Source organism: Amycolatopsis sp. w19 (assembly GCF_051373225.1).
GTDB classification, from domain to species: Bacteria; Actinomycetota; Actinomycetes; order Mycobacteriales; family Pseudonocardiaceae; genus Amycolatopsis; species Amycolatopsis japonica.
On sequence record NZ_JBPQFM010000001.1, the window covers coordinates 606,352 to 625,696 of the forward strand.

Below are 19,345 nucleotides of genomic sequence, written 5' to 3' on the forward strand. Positions count from 1 at the left end.
GCCGGTCCGTGAAGGCCTCCTTGCCTACTTTGAGGGTAGGGAAGGGGCCCTTCGCGGGCTTCTGCCTATCGGACGTGTCGCGAAAGCCACTTTCGGGACATCAGGCGTCTCGAAAGTGGCTTTCGCGACACGGGCGCCTGCGGCGAGGTGGTCGTCTCGAGTGAATGGCCGGGGCGAAGGGGGCCTTCACCGCATTAGGCGCGGCGAAGGGAGCCTTCAGCCCACCAGCGGCCCCGCCCACGGACACATTCGACTTACCCCTCGATAACCGTCCTCACCAGTCACGAGGGCCTTCACCCAGCGATTCGCCGGGCGAAGGTCGCGCACAGCGAGTCGATGTCCCGCAACGTTTCCGGCGTCAGATCCTCATCACCGAGTACCACCCCCAGCCGGGCCTCGGCCCGCTCGATGATCTCGACCAGCCTGAAGGAGTTGTAGTTGGGGAGGTCGCGCAGGCCGGTGGCGGCACGGACGGTGGATTCGTCGATCCGCAGCACCTCCTGGATCGCGGCGAGCACCGCCGCCCACGCGGCGAGCCGGGCGGCGATGGCGACGTCCTCGTGGAGCAGGCGGCCGAGGTCCGCCAGCACGGCCTCGGTCGGTGCGCCGTCAGGGGACCGGCGTGCGGCCACGAAGCTTTTCGAGGCCAACGTCAGCCAGGCTTGGACGTGCGCGTCGACCTCGGGGCTCGGCCGGTCGTGCCGGGCGAGCCAGGCGGCGTGCAGCAGCCGTGACCGGCCGAGCAACCAGATGTCGAGCACCAGATCTTCGCCGTGGTCCGCCGAAAGGTAGGCGTCGATCGCCGGGACGGCGTCCGCCATCGCCCGCGCGTTGGCGGTGAGCGCGTCCGGCGGTTCGGCGACCGGCTCGGTGGTGAACCGCAGCGCGGTGGCCGACGCCGGCAGGGCGTCCAGTTCGGCGGGGGAGAGCCGCCACACGCCGGGACGGCACGGGCCCCACGGGGTCTCGTCGTGGTAGGCGTCGACGACGGTGTCCGATGTGGACAGAAGAAACGTGTGCTCGGTGTGACGGCGGCCGGCGTACGGCGTCCACGCCAGGTCGTAGGCGTCGGCGATCACGTACAGCGGATCGGCCCCGCCGGCGAGCTCACGCAACCGGGCGCCGTCGACGCCCTCCCATCGGCCCGCGACCCGCAGGCCCAGTTGCTCGTGCGCGGCGGCCAGCCGATAGGACAGCGACGCGGCCACCCGTGGCCCTGGTTCGACGTCGAAACGCATTGGGGCGCCGAGAGCCAGGTGCGTGCCCTCCCCGCCGTGCCGGTCGGCCAGCACGGCGAGGTTGGCTTGCACACAGTCCAGTGCGTCCGCGCGGACGGTCTCCAGCAACGGAGACCAGACCCGGTCGTAGGTCTCGGCCACGGCGGTCACGATTCCCGCTCCCGGCCGAGGAACACGTCGATCTCCTTGGTGAGCCGCCCCAGGTGCCGTGGCTCGAACACCTCGTAGTGCCCGGCGTCCAGTTCCGCCGCCCGCAGGTCCGGCGCGAGTTCTTCCCATCGCCGCAGGGCGGCGGCCCGGCCGGAGATGCCGTCGTCGGCGTCCGCGCACATCAGCAGCAGTGCCCGGCCCGGGTATTCGCGTTCGGTGGCGTACTCGGCGAGTGCGTGCACCTGCGCCCGGAACGCGCGCTCCACCCGGGCGACGGTCTGTTCGTCCGGCCGCGGCCCGAGACCCGCCAGGATGAGCTTCCTGATCCGTTCGTCTTCGTCGGACGAGGCGTGCCGGGGCAGCGGCGAACTGTCCACGATCACCAGATCGGGCCGCTGCCCTTGGTCGGCCAGGCGCACGCACAGCTCCCAGCCCACGGTGCCGCCCAGCGACCAGCCGAAGACGAGGGCGGGGGAGCGGCCGTCGAGCGCGGCCAGCGCGGAGTCGGCCATCTCCGCGATGCTGTCCTCCGGCGTGTCCCCGGGTACCAGCCCGGCCGCCCGCACGGCGTAGACGCTGTAATGCTTGCCCAGGTGGGAAGCCAGCCGCAGATACGGGTTCAGGCCACCGCCCGCTCCGGGCAGCATCACGCACACCGGCCGGTCCTTGCGCCGCACCAGGGTGACCAGTCGTTCGCGTACCGGCGCGCTCATTGCCGCACCAGCGTCGCCAGGGTCGCGACGGTCGGCGAGCGGAAGAACTCGACCAACTGCACGGCCACCCCGTACCGCTCCTGCACCTGGCCCACGACGGTGAAGATGTTCAGCGAGTGCGCGCCGTACTCCAGCACCGGGCGGTCCCGCTCGACCTGGGGCACGTCGAGCACTTCGGCCCAGATCGCGGCCAGCTCCCGCTCCAGGTCGTCGGCGTACTCCGCGGTGGGAGCGGGCGACTCCGCGCGCCGCGCGCTCAGTTGCTCCGCCAGCGCCACCAGCGCCGCCCGGTCGGTCTTGCCGCTGCGGGAGGTCGGCACCGACTCGATGTCGACGATGTCCGCGGGCGCCATGTACGACGGCAGCCGTTCGGCGAGCACGGTCCGCACCCGCTCGTGGTCCGGTGTCACGCCCGGCTCGGGCAGGAGGAACAACAGCGGCCGCCGATCGATCCCGTCGCCGCGCACCGCCGCCACCGCCTGCCGGACGTCCGGCAGGCCGGCCGCCACGGCCTCCAGTTCACCGAGTTCGACCCGGTAGCCGCGGATCTTGACCTGCGTGTCGTTCCGGCCGAGGAAGATCAGGGCGCCGTGTTCGTCCCGCACCACGTGATCACCGGTGCGATAGACCGTCTCGCCCGGCGTGAACGTGCCGGGCTGGAACCGTTCGGCGGTGCGATCCGGGTCGTTGACGTAGCCCGCCGCGGGGGCGTGGCCGCCGAGCAGCAGCTCACCCGGCACCCCCGGCGGCGCGAGATGGCCGGTGCCGTCGACGACGTACGCCGTCACGTTCGGCAACGGGAGGCCGATCGGCACATGGCGTGCCCACGGCGGGTCGGCCGCGGTCAGCCGCCAAGTGGTCGCGGCGTTGGTTTCGGTCGGGCCGTAGTGATTGACCAGTGTGCACTGTGGATGGTCGCTGGTGAATGCGCGGATCTCGTCGTCCGCCAGCAACTGCTCGCCGGACACGCACAGGAACCGCAAAGCGGGGAGGTGTTCCCTCCTGGCGCGCACGGACAACACGAACGGACGCAGCGCCGCGACCGGGAGATAGAGGTGGGTCACCTCGGTGTCGACGACCCGGCGCACCAGTTCGGGGAAGTCGCGCCGGTCGGCGGGTTCCCTGGACACCACGGTCCCGCCCGCGAGCAGCGTCGGCAGGATCTCCTGGAACGACACGTCGAAACCGGCGGGCGCGTATTGCAGGAACCGGCTGTCCGCGGTCATGTCCAGCGCGGAGATCTGCCAGGCGGCGAGGTTGAGCAGTGGCCGGTGGCCCATGAGCACGCCCTTGGGCAGGCCGGTCGAGCCGGAAGTGAACATGACGTACACCGGGGCGTCGGCCGTCGCCGCGACCTCGGTGTCCACATCGGACTCGAAGTCGGCGGCCGGTGCGACCTCGACCCCGTGCAACGTGACGCCGGAGCCGATCACGACCCGGCAGCGGGACTGCCGCACCATGTACGACATCCGGTCGGCGGGCAGACTCGGTTCGAGCGGCAGGTAAGTGGCGCCACGCCGCAGAATCGCCAGGATCGACGTGACGGTCTCGGTGAGTGAGTCCAGCCGCAGCCCGACGACGTCCCCCGGGCCGACGCCCCGGCCCGCCAGCCCCGAGGCGATGCGCTCGGCGGTCAGGGAAAGTTCGGCATAGGTGAGCGTGCGGCCGGGTTCGGTGACCGCGACCGCTTCCGGGGTCCGGCGCGCGGTTTCGGTGAACCATTCGTACAGCGTCGGTGCCGGTACGTGCGCCGGATACCCGTCGTGACGTCTGCTCGGCACGGCCGAGGCGTCGTCGAACAGTTCGGCCAGGGTCAGGGAACCGTCGGTGACCGCGCGAGACAGGGCCGTGCGCAGCGATTTCAGGAGTCCATCGGCCACCGCGGGCGGGATCAGCGCGCTGTCGTATTCGAGCTCGAGCAGCCACCGGCCGTCGACCAGGGTGGCACCGAGCCAGAGGTCGAACTTGGCCGTGCCGTTGCCCGGCTCGTACGCGCCGACCACCGCGCCGGTCCCGGTCGCCGGATCGAACGTGTCCTGCATGGCGAGCATGCAGGAGAACAGGGGGTTGCGGTCACTCGGCCGGTCCGGCTGCACCTGCGCCACCAGCTGGTTGAACGGGACGTCCACCGCGGCGCGGCAGTGGTCCACCGCCGCGCGGACGGTCTTGTCGAGATGCTCGTCGACGGTGCGGGTCCAGTCGACGTCGACGGTGACCGGCAACGTGTTGACGAAGAAGCCGCACAGGTCGTACGACCCGATGGTGCGGCGCGCCGTGAACGGGCTGCCGATCAGCACCCGCGGCACTCCGCCGTGCCGCGCCAGCACCGTGCCGTACACGGCGGACAGCAGCACGAACGGGCTGACCCCGAGACGTTTGCAGGTGGCCTGGAACCGCTCGGATTCCGCCGCGCCGAGCGTCCAGGAGATCCGCTGCCCGGCGAATTCGGTCTGATGTGGACGGTCGGGGCGCGGGTACAGCACGAGGGGCGGGACTTCACGCAGGCTTTCCGCCCACGCGGTGACCTGGTCGGCCGTGCGTGTCGAGCCAGCCGCCCGGTTCTGGGCCTTGAGTTCCTTGACCAGTGCGGCTTCCCGGCTCACCCGCACCGTGTCGACGTCGATCGGGCCGGCGAGGGCGCGGTCGAGGTCGCGCACGATCGGGCCCATGGACACCCCGTCGCCGACGAGGTGGTGCCCGCAGATCAAGATCGCCGCGGCGCTGTCGTCGTTCGCGCGCACGAAGCCGAACCGGTGCACCGGCCCGGTCTCCAGATCGAACGGCGCCCGGCCGATGTCGCGGCCGAGCGCGGCGAGGGTCGCGGCGTACTCGGCGGGCGGCACGGAGACCGACTCCAAGGGCAGCTCGTCGGCGGTGGGCGGTGGGCGCAGCACGGCGTGCATCTCCGGATGCAGCCGGAAGACCTGGCGCAACGCCGGTTGGACGGTGACCAGGGCGACCAGCGCCCGGGTCACCGTCTCGGCCAGCGGGGCGACGCATTTGGCCGGATCGAGATCGAATTGGATGACCTGGTTGTAGATCTGCTTCGTCGGCACCAAGCTGTCCACCACCAGCAGTCCCTTCTGGGACTCGGTGAGCGGCAGGGTCGCCGTGTCGGCCAGCTGGAGTTCTGCTGTCATGCCGAGAGAGTCGCCGGATCCGATGTACCGGCGATGTTCCGGGGATGCAGCCGTGCTGTGCCGCGACCCACCACGGGGCGGTACACCGCCGGCGTATCGCGAACACATCGGTACTACATCGGCGGCGGCGAGCATCTTCCCCATGTCGACCAACAGCTTGCCCGTCACCGCGAGGCCCGCCGAAGACCTGGTGCCGCAGGAGGGCCGGGTGGTGCTCAAGATAGGCACGTCCTCGCTGATCACCGACGGCGGACTGGACCCGGTCAAGCTCGACAGGCTGTGCGAGACCGTCCACAGAGGAATCCTCGCGGGCCTGCGCCCGGTGCTGCTCGCTTCCGGGGCCATCGCGATCGGCCGGCACCTGCACCCCGCGCTGGCCGTGGACGATCCGGTGGCACTCCAGGTTTCCGCCGCGCTGGGCCAGTCGCAGCTCTATTCGGCCATCCACGCCGCGTTCGCCGAACGCGGTGTGCAGACCGGCCAGCTCCTGCTCACGCCGCCCGACCTCGTCGACGACGACCGGGGCGGCGGTGTCCGGCACACCCTGCACACGATGCTGGCGCTGGGCATGGTGCCGGTGGTCAACGAGAACGACGCGCTCGGCGTGCGCAACAACGACGTGCTCGCCGCGCTGCTCGGCGGTTGTCTCCAGGCCGAACTGCTCCTGTTGCTGACCAACGTGCCGGGGCTCTACGACAGCAACCCGAAACTGGCCTCGGGCGCCCGGCACATCCAGGAGGTCCCCGTGCTCACGGCCGAGACCGAGCGGCAGGCGGGCGGCGCGATCGGCGACGGCGGCACCGGCGGCATGCTGACGAAGCTCGGCGCCTGCTGGATCGCCACGTTCAGCGGCGTCCGCACCGTCATCGCGGAGAGCGCGGATCCCGACGTGCTGATCGCCGCGCACGGTGGCCGTCCCACCGGCACGGTGTTCCATCCGCGTGCGGTCACCGGCGCGACTCCCGGCATCGGAACGCTCTGGCGCGCGTTCCGGACCCCGCCGTCCGGGGCGCTTCACTGCACCCCGGCAGGCCTGGAAGCCGTCCTCCGCGGGGAGCCCGTATGCCAGCACCACGTCGCGGCGGTACACGGGGCCGCCGCGCCGGGCGACGTGGTCGACATCTGTGACCGGAAAGGACGCCCGCTCGCCCGCGGCCCGCTGAGCCGCGCGGTCGAACCCGGCGGCCCACCGACCGCGCCCGTCGTCGAAGGCGGCGACTACGTACAGATCATGGAGGATCTGCCATGTCAGTGACCGACGTCTGCCGCGCCGCGGCCGAGGCGTGGACCGAGCTCAAAGGGCTGACGACCGAACGGAAGAACGCGCTGCTGCTGGACATGGCCGGCGCGATCGAGGAGCACCGCGACCGGATCATCGCGGCGAACGAGGCGGATGTCGCCGCGGCCCGCGAAAACGGCGTCTCGGCGACGCTGGTCGACAGGCTGACCTTGACCGACCGGCGGATGGCCGGCCTGGTCTCGGCCATCCGGACCATCGCTGATCTGCCCGATCCGGTCGGCCAGGTGGTCGACGGCTGGACCAGGCCCAACGGCCTGCTCATCGAGCGGGTCCGCGAGCCGATCGGCGTGGTCGCGGTGATCTACGAGGCGCGCCCCAACGTCACCGCCGAGGTCGCCGCGCTCTGCGTGAAGTCGGGCAACTGCGCGGTCCTGCGCGGTTCCTCGATGGCCATGGCGACGAACACGGCGGTCATGGCCGCGCTGGACAGCGCGATCGCCCGGCACGACGCGGTACCCGCGGCCGCCGTCCAGCTGGTCACCGATCCGTCCCGCGATGCCGCCCAGGAACTGATGCGCGCCAAGGAGTTCGTCGATCTCCTGGTGCCGCGCGGCGGCCCGGAGCTGATCGCGTCGGTCGAACACCACGCCACGGTTCCCACGGTGATCGACGGTGCGGGCAACTGCCACGTCTACATCGATCGTTCGGCCGACCCGGCGATGGCCACCGCGGTCGCGATCAACGCCAAGACCTCCCGGCCCAGCGTCTGCAACGCCATGGAAACCCTGCTGGTCCACGACGAACTCGCCCAGGACTGGCTGCCCGGCGTACTCGACGAGCTGGCCGCCGCCGGCGTGGAGATCCGCGGTGACGCGACCGTGCGCGAGGTCTGGCCCAAAGCGGTGGCCGCGAGCGAGGAGGACTGGGGGACCGAGTATCTCGACCTGGTGCTGGCCGTGCGGGTGGTGCCGGACGTGGGCGCGGCGATCGCGCATATCGACCGATGGGGCACGTCCAACGCCGAGGCGATCGTCGCGCGCGACATCGACGTGGCGCGCCGGTTCGCCCGTGAAGTGGATTCCGGCAGCGTGTTCGTCAACACCTCGACCCGCTACTCCGACGGCGGCGAGTTCGGCTACGGCGTCGAGATCGGCGTGTCCACCCAGAAACTGCATATTCGCGGTCCGATCGGGCTGACCGCGCTGACCACCGTGAAGAACGTCGTCTGGGGTACCGGACAGACGAGGGTCGTGTAGGGGAGCGAGTCCAGTGTCCAGTGTCCGAACCGAGTCGCCGATCCGCCCGTCGTCCCTTGTGGACAGTACGGCGCAGGCGCTGTCCATCAAGTACAACAACCTGGTCTACGAGCTGAGCGCGGCCGGGCGGGACATCATCACGCTCTCGCTCGGCGAGGCGTTCTTCGGCCTGCCGCTGCCCCGCTTCGACGATCTGGCCGCGCACGGCCTGCATCACTACTCGCATTCGCGGGGCCTGCCGGAGCTGAGGCAGCGGCTGGCCGGGTACTGGGCCGATTTCGACGTCCCGGTCGACCCGGACACGGAGATCGTCGTCACCGCCGGTTCCAAGGTGGCGATCTACATGGTGCTGCTCGCGCTGCTGGAACCGGGGGACGAGGTGATCGTGCCGGAGCCGTTCTGGCTGAGCTACCCCGAACAGGTACGGCTCTGCCGTGGCGTCCCGGTGATGGTGCCGCACGACGTGAGCGTGTTCGACCTCGCTCGTTACGTCACGCCGCGGACCAGGGCCATCGTGATCAACAATCCGAACAACCCGTCCGGCCGGGTGCACACGGACGCCGAGCTGGAGTTCGTGCACGATCTGGCGGACGCGCGGGGCCTGGTGGTGATCGCCGACGAGGCGTACCACGAGTTCGTGCCGCCGGAGACCCCGTTCCGGGCCTGCGGTTCGTTCGACCCGGAACTGCGGCACACCGTCACGATCAATTCGATGTCCAAGAACTACGGGGTTTCCGGCTGGCGGATCGGTTATCTCATCGCACACCGCACGCTGGTCGATCAGGTGCTGAAGATCAACCAGCACCTGATCACCTGCGCGCCGACCATCCTGTCGTGGTACCTCGCCGAGCACTTCGACGACATCCTGGCCGTCACCCGGCCACAGATCCGCCGGGTCGTGGAGCTGCGCCGTGAGGTCGCCGGTCAGCTCGCCGACATCGGCATCGAGACCTTGCCGGGCTCGGCGACGTTCTATCTGTTCGCCTCGCTCGGCAGGTCCACTTTGGACTCCATGGAGTTCGCCACCCGGCTGCTGAGGGAAAGCTCCGTCAGCGTGGTGGCGGGCATCGCGTACGGCGATTCGTGCGACCGGCACATCCGCGTCTCCGTGGGCACGGAGTCGCCGTACCGGGTGGCGAGGGGTATCGCCGCGATCCGGGACCTGATCGACGCGACCACTTCTTGACAGCTCCCGGCGTCGTTCATACATTCATACAGCCAATGTCAATCTGTATGAATGACGCTGGGAGTTGGTCCGCATGCGACTCGGCAAGACCGCCGTCGTCCTCGGCGGCAGCGCCGCCGGACTCTGCACCGCGGGAGCGCTCGCCCCGTACTTCGACGAGGTGGTGGTGCTCGAACGCGACGAACTGCCCGCCGAGGCCGAACATCGGCGCGGGGTGCCGCAGAGCAAGCATCCGCATTTCCTGCTGAACTCGGGCCGTCGCGCGATCGGCGCGCTGTTCCCCGGCTTCGAGGACGACCTCATCGCGGCCGGCGGGCTGCATCTGATGCCGTCCATGGACGCGGCTTATCTCGACGGAAAGGGCTGGTCGGCGCGCAAACGCAGCGCGATGACAATGATCTACGGCTCCCGGATCCTCATCGAACGCGTGCTGCGCGACAAGGTCCGGGAGCTGCCGAACGTCATGATCCGCGACGGTGTCGCGGTGAGCGGCTTGACCACCCAGGATGGCGAAGTCACCGGGGTCACCCTCTCCGATCGCGACGAGCACATCGATGCCGACTTCGTGGTCGACGCGATGGGCCGTGGTTCCTCCGTCTCCGCCTGGCTGGTGGCGGCGGGCTGGCCCGAACCGGAAGTCCGGACGCTCGACGCCAAGGTCACCTACACCTCGCGCTGGTACGACCTGCCGTCACCCGAGGAACGGCCACCGTCCTGGTGGTGGCGGCATCTGGTGATCATGCCGACCCCGGACAAGGGCGCGCATCCGGACGAGCATGAGTTCCTGGTGAACTTCTTCCCGATCGAGGACAACCGGGTCATCGCGTGCATGGGCTCGTGGGGACTCGAAATGCCGCGCACCACCGAGGCGTTCGCCGAGTCCGCCCGCCGCGTGCGGGCGCCGTTGTTCGCGGCCGCGATGGACCGGTCCACCCCGACTTCCGAGGTGCATCTGACCCGCTCGACCGGGAACAAATGGCGCCGTTACGACCGGCTCCGCACCCCGCCGCGGCGCCTGGCGTTCGTCGGCGACTCGATCTGCGCGTTCAATCCGTTCTACGCGCAGGGCATCAGCTCCGCCGCGGGTTCGGCACTGCTGTTGCGCGAGCACCTCTCCCGTGCCGAGCGCCTGAGGCCCGAGTTCTCCGCACGGTTCCTGGCGGCGCAACGAAAGCTGCTCAACGTGCCGTGGAGCCTGGCGATGGCGAGGGATCAGGGCTACGCCTGCGCGGTGGGCACCGAGAAGGCGCCCGAGTGGAGGCGACGGCTGCTCGAAGCCGTATCCGGCCCGGCGTTCAGGCTCATCGTCGGTGCCGCCCGGGAAGACGACGTCGTCGACGAGCATTTCGCGAAGGTGTTCAACCTCGACGAATCGCTGCGCGACATGATGACGAACCCGCGGGTGATCGCGGGGCTCGTGCGCTACCGGATTCGGGCAGCGCTGGGGCGGCACCGGGTCCCGTTCGACTTCGACGCCCGGGCCGAACCGCCGGTCACGGACTACTCGCCGAAAGGCGCCGCGCAGCAGGCGGTCGCCCGGTGAGCGCGGTATGCGGGCCCGACGCGGAAGCCGTCACCCGCGGGCTCGGCTTCGACTGCCATGACGTCTCCCCGTGGCTCTCGGTCCGCGCACCGTGGGCGGAGGCGCACTGGACGATGCCGCTGCTGGAACTGCTCGTCCTCGGCGGAGCCGTGTTCGCGCTGGTGCACGCCGTCCGACGGCACCGCCAGGGCGACTCGACGAATCTGGCGTTGTGGTGCGCTTCGCTGGTCTACCTCTTCGTCATCGAACCGCCGCTGTACTTCCCGGAGTGGTTCGGCCTGGAGCGTCAGTACGGGTTCATCTTCGCCCACAACCGGTTCACCGTGCAGTTCATGTGGGATCGGCTGCCGCTCTACATCGTGGCGTTCTATCCGATGATCAGTCAGCTCGCCTACGAACTCGTCCGGTCGCTCGGGATCTTCCGCGCCCGCGGAGCCTTGATCGGGTCGGTGGCGGTCGCCTTCGCCTGCCAGATCTTCTATGAGGTCTTCGACCAACTCGGCCCGCGACTGAAATGGTGGGCCTGGAACGACGACAACCGGATCGTCAACCATCCGGCGCTGGATTCGGTCCCCATGACCAGCATGCTGCTCTTCGCGTCCGTGTCGATGGGCGCCATGACGTATCTGGTGGTGCGGTTGGCGGGCGGAGCGCGGCGAGGGTGGTCCCTGGCGGCACGCATCGGGCTGGCCGGGGTCCTCACCCCGCCGAGCATGGCGATCGCCGGGCTGCCGTCGAGCCTGCTCGACGGCAACGTGACCGCGCAGGCTTGGGTTCTCGCCGTCGAGCTGGCCCTGCTGTGGCTGGCCGGCATCTGGATCTTCGTCCGGCACGGACGTCCCGAAGAACCGTTGGCGCCCTTCGCCCGGTTCTATCCCGCTGTCTATCTGGGCGGGATGGCGGTGTTCTGGATAGGCGGCGTCATCGAAAACGGCACCTCGACCGGGAGTGGCCTGTACGCGCTGGCCTGCTTCGTGGCCGCCGGACTGATGCTGACCGCGCTGTACCGCGTTCGCCGCGCGGCACCTGCCACCGTCTGAGATTCTCCGTTCGGGGAAGATGAGCCGTATGGGGCACCACGGATGGCGGGGGAACCCGCCCGGAACCGAGCGCGAGGCGCGCCGCCGGATCGTCGAGGCGGCGACGGCTTGCATCGACCGGGTCGGTCTCGCCAAGACCAGCCTCTCGGACGTCGCCGCGGAAGCGGGCGTGACCCGGCAGACCGTCTATCGCTACTTCCCGAGCCTCGCGGACATCCTCAGCGCGGTCGCGCTGGACCGGGTCGAGGAGTTCGCCGGGCGGATGGAACGGCATCTGGCCACGTTCGCCGATCCCGCCGAAGTCGCCGTGGAGTCGGTGGTGTTCGGCGTCCGCGCGGTGCCCGACGAACCGTATCTGGGGTTGCTTCTGAAAGCGGGGGAAGCCGACGTCTTCACCGTCGCGGTGACTTCGGCGCAGTCGTTCGCGCTCGGCGCGCGGATCCTCCGGAACGTGCCGGTCGACTGGGCGGCGGTGGGCGTCACGACCGACGACGACTTCGAGGGGCTCGCCGAAATGCTGATGCGGCTGTTCCTGTCGTTCCTGCAGTACCCGTCGACGCCGGCGCACACCGACGAGCGGTTGCGTGCCATGGTCCGCCGCTGGCTCGGCCCCGCGCTGACCGCACGGCCGTGACAATCGAAGTCCGTGAAGTATCAACGCGAATGGTAGTTATTCACCGACAATAGCCGGGGTTCTTGTCTGACCTTCACGATGCTGCCACCCTCGCCGAAGACGATCATCGGCGAAAGGGGAGTGCATGGGGTGGTGGTGGCAAGCATTCTCGGCCGCCGCGCCGTGGTCGCTGCTCGTCGCCGCGGCCGGTGCGGGCGTCGCCGAATTCGTCGCGCGCCTGAGCGGAAAACGGCGCGGCCCGTTCGTGGTCGCCCTGGATTTCGCTTTGCTGGCAGCGCTTTCGGCGGTACTTCTGATCGTCTTCGTACCCGCGCCGACGGCGGCACGCGGTTCGTCGGTGAGTCTTCACCTGCTGGCGGACGTCCTGCCCGTCTTCAGCGACCGTCCGCAACTCGCCTTGTTCCAGTTGGCGGGCAACGTCTTCCTGTTGATGCCGCTCGCGATCCTGGTGCCGGTGCGCTTCGGCTGGGCGAAACCCGTGTCACGGATCGTCCTGTCGGCATTCCTGGTGTCCGTGTCGATCGAATGTCTTCAGGTCTGGCAGGACGCCGGCCGCGTGGGCTCGCTGGACGACGTCCTGTGCAACACGGCGGGTGCCGCGTTCGCGGCCTGGTGCGCCAGCCGGTGGCGTGGCCGGACGGCGACGGCGGGCAGTGTTCGCGTATGGCATCGGTCGGGGATCGAGGTTCGGCGTCCCGGTGTGGTGCACGCGCGCCGCGGGCAGCGGTTGATCGGCCGCGTGACCTTGAGCGACCTGCCGCCGCTGGCCGAAGGCGCGACCCTCGAGATCACCCTGTCCGAATCGGACGGTGGAGCACTTCTCGTTTCCGCGCAGGCGTCGGTGGCGGCGTGAACCGCGTGCGCTACCTCGGCCGGACGGCGGCGAGGACCGCGTCCAGGCTGGGAAGCCAGCGCTGCCGAGGGTCCGGCGCCGAGAGCCATTCGGCGTGGGCCTCGGCGCGCCCGGAGTCGGTGGGCAAGGGGAGCTGTGTGCCCCAGGCGAGTACTTCGACGTGCTGCGGCAGCGAGATCCGCGGGGGAATCAGGCCGTCGGTCTCCGCGAGGATGGCCACGCGTGGACCCTGCTGAGTCAGCACGGCCATGGCGGGACCTCCGCAGCCGGTGTCGGCGAGCCGGGAGAGGACTTGGGCACCGTTGATCTTGGGCAGCGTGACCGCGCAGATCCCGCCTTCCAGTACCAGGAACGGCTGCGGGCCCCGCCATTTCAGCGACCAGCCGAAGAGACGGCCGTAGAAGGCGTCGCCGCGGGGGCGGATCGAGCGTGACTCGACCGGGAGCACTTCGTGGTCCAGCGACATCGTCGGCGCCTTCCGAGCGGGGAGTGAGGACTCGGCACAGCCTAACGGCACTCAGTGCCACTAGCAAGTGGCTGCTACCGTCCCGCTATGACCGATTCGCCGCGCCGAGCGCCGGTGACCAGAGCCGGCGCAACCCCCGCGGGGAGGCGCAAACTGCGCCGTGCGCTCGCCGCGGCGGCCGTTGACCTGTTCGCGGCCAAGGGCTACGAGGCCACCACGGTGGACGAGATCGCGGCCGCCGCGGGAGTGGGCCGCCGGACGTTCTTCCGGTACTTCGACGCCAAGGACGACGTGCTCTTCGCCAACCACGACGAGATCGTGGCCGAGATGGAGGAGACGTTCGCCGCCGCGGACCCGGATCGTGATCCGGTGGAGGTGGCCTGTGAGGCCGTCGGTCTGGTCCTCGACTCCTACGCCGCCGAACTCGACGTGTCGCTCAAACGGTTCACCCTCACCCGAACGGTTCCGTCCCTGCGGGACAAGGAGGTCGCGACCGTCGACCGCTATCAGCGCGTGCTCGCCCGCTACCTGCGGGCGCGTTTCACCGAGCAGGGTGACGAGACGGCGAGCCTGAGGGCGGCGGTGGCCGCCGCGGCGATCGCGGCCGCGAACAACCACGTGCTGCGGAGCTGGCTGCGCAGTGGCGGGCAGGACGACATCGCCGCCAGCGCGGCGGAGGCCTTCGCGCTGGTGATCGACGCGTTCCGGGTCGAGGAGCCCGCGGCCGAAACGACGGTGGTGGCGGTGATGACCACGGCGACGCCGCTGCACGCCGTCATCGCCAAGGTCAACGCCGCCTTGAACGAGTCGTAGGTCTCATCTGGCACTCAGTGCCATCGGTAGGGTCGTACCTGATGATCGACCGTCAGCGGCTGTGGTTGGCCGCCCTGCGCTACACGGCCTACGCCGGAACGGATGCCCCGCCGAAGCGTTCGGCGGGGCTGCGCTGGCTGCGCGCTCTCGCGATCGTCGGTTGTGGACTGTGGGCGGGTTTCGTCACGTTCTCGACGGTTTCGGTGCCGGCGCCGGTGAAGACGTTCAACGTGCTCATCTCCGTGCTGCCGTGCCTGCTGGCGGTGCGCTCGCCGCTGTGGGGTTGGCGCCTGCTGATCGTCGGCATCATCAGCACTCCGCTGACCTTGCCCGGAATCGCCGGATCGTGGGGCTGGCCGTGGGCGCCGGGCTTCGCGCTCACCGCGGCCCTCGTCTTCTACCTGGTGGGGGAGAGCAACGATCAGCCGGAGCTCGCCTGGGCAGGGCTGATCTCGTTCGGTGCCGCCGCCCCGTTCCTCCGCGACTGGCGGGACGCGGCGTTGCTCGTGCTGCTGGGCGGGATCCTGTTCTTCCTCGGCAACACGGTGCGTCAGCGCAGGCTCGCCGAAGAAGAACGCGCGGCGCAGCAGGAACGCAGGCTCGCCGAGGAGACCCGGGCGGCTCTGCTGGAGGAGCGCGCGGGAATCGCGCGGGAGCTGCATGACGTGGTCGCGCACCACATGTCCGTGCTCGCGCTGCGCGCCGACTCGGCGCGATTCCGTTTCGCTGATCACGGCAAGGCCGATCGCGAAGCCGAAATCTGGCAGGAGTTCGCCGACCTCGCCGGGACCGCCCGCGAGGGCTTGACCGAGCTGCGCAGACTGCTCGGTGTGCTCCGGTCCGAGGAACACGCGCCGGCGATCGCTCCGCAGCCGGGATTGGGCAAGGTGGTCGAACTCGTCGAAGGGGTCAAGGCCGCAGGCACCGCTTGTGCGCTCGACCTGCGCGGCGACCTCGGCACCGTTCCGGTCGGGGTCGCGCTGTCGGTGTTCCGGATCGTGCAGGAGGCGCTCAGCAACGCGATCCAGCACGCGCCAGGGGCGGCGATCTCCGTCGAACTCACGGCCGATCCGGGGTCGGTCCGGCTGCGCATCGACAACGGCCCCGGCGACGGTCCGAAAAGGACAGAACAGGCACGAAGCGGGCACGGTCTGGTGGGGATGCGGGAGCGGGCCGCTATGCTCGCGGCTGATCTTGAGGCAGGGGAGCGCACGGACGGCGGTTTCCGCGTCGCCTTGACCGTTCCGCTCGATCGTGAGGGGCGTCCGGAACCGTGATCTCGGTGGTCATCGCCGACGACCAGACGATGGTCCGGCAGAGTTTCCGCGCGGTGCTCGACGCGCAGCCCGACATCCGGGTGGTCGGGGAGGCCGCGGAGGGGAACACCGCCGTCGCGCTGTGCATCGACCTCGGACCGGATGTCGTGCTGATGGACGTCCGCATGCCCGAACTCGACGGTCTCGAGGCGACCCGGCGGATCGTGGCGGGCAGGCCGGAGGTCCGCGTGCTGATCCTCACCACGTTCGACATCGACGAGTACGTGTTCGGCGGGCTGCGGGCGGGCGCCAGCGGGTTCCTCCTGAAGGACTCGCCCCTGGACGACCTGGTCACCGCCGTCCGGGTGGTGTCCGCGGGCAACGCGCTCTTCGCGCCGACCATCACCAGGCGACTGATCGGCGAGTTCACCCGCACACACGCCTCGGCGCACACTGGGCGTTCTCTCGTGACCGAGCTGACCGCGCGGGAGACGGAAGTGCTCAGGCTGATCGCGCGTGGCCTTTCCAACGCGGAGATCGCCGAAGCGCTGGTGATCGCCGAGCAGACCGCGAAATCCCACGTCAGCAGGGTTTTCGCGAAACTCGGCGTGCGCGATCGCGCGCAAGCGGTCATGGTCGCCTACGAAGCCGGGCTCGTCGTGCCGGGAAGCACGCCCTGATACCGGGGTAGGGGTCCGCGCGAGATCGGGTACCGGGGTAGTGGTGCCAAGACGGTTCCGCGGGGCGATGCCTTCCGGCCAGGGTTCGGGAGATCGTTCCGCCATGCATTCGTCAAAAGGGCCGCGCGCAGACCCGGCGTTGATCGTCGTCGGCGGAGCCATGGCCGTTTTCGTCGTGGTCGCGCTCGTCTGGTGGCTCTCGGATACGCCGCTCGGTGCCGATTCGGCGGTCTACCGGGCAGGCGGATTCGCCGTGGTGCACGGGGAAAGCCTGTATTCGCCGCTGCGCGCGCTCCCCGAATGGGCGCCGGAGCTCCCGTTCACGTATCCGCCGTTCGCCGCGCTGCTGTTCACCTCGCTGACCGCGTTGCCCGCTCAGCTGTCCTGGGGCCTGCTCGCGCTGGCCGCCGCACCGTCGCTGTACGTCGCGCTCCGGCCGTTCGCCCAGCGGGCCTACCTTCCGCTGCTGCTGCTCGGCGCTTTCGCGTTGCAACCGGTGTGGCAGACCGTCGGCCTCGGGCAGGTCAACCTCGTTCTCATGGCCGCCGTGGTCGCGGACATGGTCCTCCTGCGTGATTCGCGCTATCGGGGGATCGCCGTCGGGCTCGTCGCCGCCGTCAAACTGATCCCGCTGATCTTCCTCGTCCACCTCCTGGTGGTCAGGAGGACCGCGGACGCCGTCCGTGGGCTCGCCGCCTTTCTCTGCGCGACGACGTTCGCGATGGTCGTCCTTCCTTCGGACTCCGTCCGCTACTGGACTTCGGCGATCTTCAACGATCACTTCGCCGAGATGAAGGGCTGGGTGGGGAACCAGTCATGGCAAGGTTTCATCGCGCGGACCGTCCAGGAAGGACGGACGGCCACGGTGGTGATCGTGGTGTTCGGCGCGCTGTGCGCGGCCGCGGCGATGTGGCTGGTGCATCTGCTCCACCGCGAGGGGGACGATCGTGCGGCGTTGCTGGTCACGGCGGGTTGCTCCCTGCTGCTCAGCCCGATCTCCTGGACCCACCATTGGGTGTGGGTGGTGCCCACGCTCGGCCTTCTCGTCGCCAGGGGAGGGCGCAGGACGGCGCTCGTGGTCGCCGTCCTGTTCACCGGTTGGACGGTCGCCGTGGTCCCGAACGGGGGAGGAGCCGAACGCGACTGGAGCGTCGTGGAGGCCGTCATCGGCAACGCGTACCTGATCTCCGCCCTCGTCGCGGGGCTCGTCCCCCTCTTCAAATGTATAACGACCTATACAGTCGGGCGACGTAAAAGATTGCAACTACTCGGCAAGGCCGAGGAAAAAATCCTCGACGTCGGCGGCCAGTAGATCCGGAACCTCCATAGCTGCGAAGTGGCCGCCACGGTCGAATTCCGACCAGTGCCTGATGTCGAACAACCGATCGGCCAGTGGGCGGACGGACTGCGTGATGTCGTACGGGAGCACGGCGACGCCGAGCGGCACGCGGCAGGGGAGGTTCACCTTTCCGGCGTCGTGGTGCAGCCGTGCGGACGAAGCCGCGGTGGCGGTCAGCCAGTACAGCGAGACGTCGGTGAGCATGCGGTCGTCGTCGACCGGCGTGCGCGGGTCCGTCCACTGCGCGAAACGTTCGGCGATCCATGCCAGCTGGCCGACCGGCGAGTCGGTCAACGCGTAGCCGATGGTCTGCGGAGTGGCGACCTGCAGGGCCTGATACGGCGGGCGATTCGCCATGAGCCGCTTCACCTTGTCGAGGCGGGCTTCGTCCTCTTCGGACAGTTCGATGCCGGCTCCGGGATCCGGCCGGGTCGGCAGGTAGTTCACGTGCACGCCGACCACGTGCTCCGGTGCGACTGCGCCGAGCGCTGTCGAGATGCCCGAGCCGAAGTCGCCGCCTTGGGCGCCGTAGCGCTCGTAGCCGAGGCGGCGCATCAGCTCGGCCCAGGCCCGGGCGATGCGCTCGACGCTCCAGTCGCGTTCATGGGTCGGCCCCGAGAAGCCGTAACCCGGAATCGAGGGGATCACCAGGTGGAAATCGCGCTCCAGCGGCTCGATCATGCCCAGGAACTCGAGGAACGATCCGGGCCAGCCGTGGGTGAGGACCAGCGCGAGGGCGTCCGGGTTCTCCGATCGGATGTGTACGAAGTGGACGTTCTGGCCTTCGATCTCGGTGGTGAAGTGCGGCAGCTTGTTGAGTTCGGCTTCGTGGGCGCGCCAGTCGTAGCCGGTTCGCCAGTATTCGGCGAGTTCTCTGAGTCGGGCGAGCGGGAAGCCGTAGTCCGAGCCCGCGTCGGCGACCTCGTTGGGCCAGCGGGTGTGGGCGAGCCGGTCGGCGAGGTCGTCGAGGTCGGCCTGGGGGATGTCGATGTGGAAGGGCTTGATCACGGCGGATCTCCTCGGTTCGTTGGGTCGCTAAACGTTTGGTGACCCAACGATACCGCAATCGTTCGGGCGCCCAACGATTCGTTAGACTCGTCACATGGACGACCCCTCGGAACCGCGTGGCGGCTGGCGAACGCTGCCAAGCTGGCTGCTCACCCAGACCGCGAACCACGCGCATCGCCTGGTGACCGACGGGTTCTCCGCGGCCGACGCCCGCGGCTACCACTACCGCGTGCTGGCGACGCTGGACGAGTTCGGGCCTGCCAGCCAGGCGGCGCTGGGCCGCCGGAGCGGCATCCACGTGAGCGAGATGGTCGCGACGATCAACGAGCTGGCCGAGCGCGAACTGGTCGAGCGTGCCCCGGATCCGGCTGATCGGCGGCGCAACGTCGTCTCACTGACGACGGCGGGCAAGCGGCAGCTGCGACGGCTGGAGAAACAGCTGGCCGAACGCCAGGAAGAACTGCTGGCACCGCTTTCGTCCGACGAGCGGAAGCGGTTCACCGATCTGCTGTCGAAGTTGCTGGATCACCACGACCGGCGAAGCGGTGAGGCCGGCTAGGGTCCTGAGTTCTCTGGCCCCGGGGTGGCTGAAGGGGGCTTTCATCGCATGCGATGAGGTGCTCTCGACTGTTCTTAAGGGGCGATCACCGACCAGCAGGGCAACGGTGGCGCCTTATTGAGGGATAGGTCAAGCGTGTCGTGTTCGCGGGCGGGGCCAGCGATGGCGCGAAGGCTCCCTTCACCACGTCTAATGCGGCGAAGGGAGCCTTCAGCCCTGGCCAAGCGCTGG

Annotated in this window: 17 protein-coding genes; 12 read left to right on the forward strand and 5 right to left on the reverse strand. The window is 69.4% G+C overall.

Annotated elements, in window-relative coordinates:
• Positions 1 to 293: 293 nt before the first annotated feature.
• The 3 genes from ACSMFO_RS02765 to ACSMFO_RS02775 are packed head-to-tail and all read right to left on the reverse strand — an operon-like array spanning position 294 to position 5,241.
• Positions 294 to 1,388 carry an acyl carrier protein gene (locus ACSMFO_RS02765; RefSeq protein WP_436456768.1) on the reverse strand — a complete coding sequence of 365 codons (1,095 nt, stop codon included), beginning with the start codon at positions 1,386 to 1,388 and terminating at the stop codon, positions 294 to 296.
• Positions 1,385 to 2,101 carry a thioesterase II family protein gene (locus ACSMFO_RS02770; protein WP_436456769.1) on the reverse strand — a complete coding sequence of 239 codons (717 nt, stop codon included), beginning with the start codon at positions 2,099 to 2,101 and terminating at the stop codon, positions 1,385 to 1,387. The genes ACSMFO_RS02765 and ACSMFO_RS02770 overlap by 4 nt, the downstream gene beginning before the upstream one ends.
• Positions 2,098 to 5,241 carry a non-ribosomal peptide synthetase gene (locus ACSMFO_RS02775; protein WP_436456770.1) on the reverse strand — a complete coding sequence of 1,048 codons (3,144 nt, stop codon included), beginning with the start codon at positions 5,239 to 5,241 and terminating at the stop codon, positions 2,098 to 2,100. The genes ACSMFO_RS02770 and ACSMFO_RS02775 overlap by 4 nt, the downstream gene beginning before the upstream one ends.
• Positions 5,242 to 5,383: 142 nt before the next feature.
• Here ACSMFO_RS02775 and proB point away from each other — a divergent pair, with 142 nt between their 5' ends.
• From proB to ACSMFO_RS02810, 7 genes are all read left to right on the forward strand, one after another.
• A complete protein-coding gene (proB, locus tag ACSMFO_RS02780; RefSeq protein ID WP_436456771.1) occupies positions 5,384 to 6,496 on the forward strand; it encodes a glutamate 5-kinase in 1,113 nt (370 codons plus the stop codon).
• Positions 6,487 to 7,737 (forward strand): glutamate-5-semialdehyde dehydrogenase, encoded by a 1,251-nt coding sequence (locus ACSMFO_RS02785; protein WP_436456772.1) that lies wholly within the window; start codon positions 6,487 to 6,489, stop codon positions 7,735 to 7,737. The genes proB and ACSMFO_RS02785 overlap by 10 nt, the downstream gene beginning before the upstream one ends.
• Positions 7,738 to 7,750: 13 nt before the next feature.
• Positions 7,751 to 8,923, forward strand: coding sequence for a pyridoxal phosphate-dependent aminotransferase (locus ACSMFO_RS02790; RefSeq protein WP_125734053.1), 1,173 nt, complete (start codon positions 7,751 to 7,753; stop codon positions 8,921 to 8,923).
• Positions 8,924 to 8,996: 73 nt separating this feature from the next.
• Positions 8,997 to 10,466 carry an FAD-dependent oxidoreductase gene (locus ACSMFO_RS02795; RefSeq protein ID WP_436456773.1) on the forward strand — a complete coding sequence of 490 codons (1,470 nt, stop codon included), beginning with the start codon at positions 8,997 to 8,999 and terminating at the stop codon, positions 10,464 to 10,466.
• On the forward strand, positions 10,463 to 11,506 hold the full coding sequence (locus ACSMFO_RS02800) for a hypothetical protein (RefSeq protein WP_436456774.1): 1,044 nt from the start codon (positions 10,463 to 10,465) through the stop codon (positions 11,504 to 11,506). The genes ACSMFO_RS02795 and ACSMFO_RS02800 overlap by 4 nt, the downstream gene beginning before the upstream one ends.
• A gap of 28 nt (positions 11,507 to 11,534) precedes the next feature.
• Positions 11,535 to 12,140, forward strand: coding sequence for a TetR/AcrR family transcriptional regulator (locus ACSMFO_RS02805; RefSeq protein WP_436456775.1), 606 nt, complete (start codon positions 11,535 to 11,537; stop codon positions 12,138 to 12,140).
• Between the two features lie 124 nt (positions 12,141 to 12,264).
• Complete coding sequence (locus ACSMFO_RS02810) at positions 12,265 to 12,993, forward strand: VanZ family protein (protein ID WP_436456776.1); 729 nt, start codon at positions 12,265 to 12,267, stop codon at positions 12,991 to 12,993.
• A 10-nt stretch (positions 12,994 to 13,003) separates the two neighbouring features.
• Here ACSMFO_RS02810 and ACSMFO_RS02815 read toward each other — a convergent pair whose 3' ends face one another.
• Positions 13,004 to 13,459 carry a glycogen operon protein GlgX gene (locus ACSMFO_RS02815; RefSeq protein WP_436456777.1) on the reverse strand — a complete coding sequence of 152 codons (456 nt, stop codon included), beginning with the start codon at positions 13,457 to 13,459 and terminating at the stop codon, positions 13,004 to 13,006.
• A gap of 87 nt (positions 13,460 to 13,546) precedes the next feature.
• On the opposite strand from ACSMFO_RS02815, the gene ACSMFO_RS02820 reads away from it, so the two are divergent.
• The 4 genes from ACSMFO_RS02820 (at position 13,547) to ACSMFO_RS02835 (ending at position 17,520) form a co-directional block, all read left to right on the forward strand.
• On the forward strand, positions 13,547 to 14,272 hold the full coding sequence (locus ACSMFO_RS02820) for a TetR family transcriptional regulator (protein ID WP_436456778.1): 726 nt from the start codon (positions 13,547 to 13,549) through the stop codon (positions 14,270 to 14,272).
• A 41-nt stretch (positions 14,273 to 14,313) separates the two neighbouring features.
• A complete protein-coding gene (locus ACSMFO_RS02825) occupies positions 14,314 to 15,549 on the forward strand; it encodes a histidine kinase (RefSeq protein WP_436456779.1) in 1,236 nt (411 codons plus the stop codon).
• Positions 15,546 to 16,208 carry a response regulator gene (locus ACSMFO_RS02830; RefSeq protein ID WP_436456780.1) on the forward strand — a complete coding sequence of 221 codons (663 nt, stop codon included), beginning with the start codon at positions 15,546 to 15,548 and terminating at the stop codon, positions 16,206 to 16,208. Before ACSMFO_RS02825 ends, ACSMFO_RS02830 begins: the two co-directional genes overlap by 4 nt.
• 103 nt (positions 16,209 to 16,311) lie before the next feature.
• Positions 16,312 to 17,520: a glycosyltransferase 87 family protein gene (locus tag ACSMFO_RS02835; RefSeq protein ID WP_436456781.1), complete on the forward strand. Its 1,209-nt coding sequence runs from the start codon at positions 16,312 to 16,314 to the stop codon at positions 17,518 to 17,520.
• Here the strand turns inward: ACSMFO_RS02835 and ACSMFO_RS02840 are convergent.
• A complete protein-coding gene (locus tag ACSMFO_RS02840) occupies positions 17,473 to 18,555 on the reverse strand; it encodes an epoxide hydrolase family protein (RefSeq protein WP_436456782.1) in 1,083 nt (360 codons plus the stop codon). The genes ACSMFO_RS02835 and ACSMFO_RS02840 overlap by 48 nt on opposite strands.
• A 94-nt stretch (positions 18,556 to 18,649) precedes the next feature.
• Between ACSMFO_RS02840 and ACSMFO_RS02845 the strand changes: the two genes are divergently transcribed.
• The gene (locus ACSMFO_RS02845) at positions 18,650 to 19,114 is read left to right on the forward strand and encodes a MarR family winged helix-turn-helix transcriptional regulator (protein ID WP_378415782.1); all 465 of its coding nucleotides are present in this window, start codon (positions 18,650 to 18,652) and stop codon (positions 19,112 to 19,114) included.
• Positions 19,115 to 19,345: the final 231 nt, after the last annotated feature.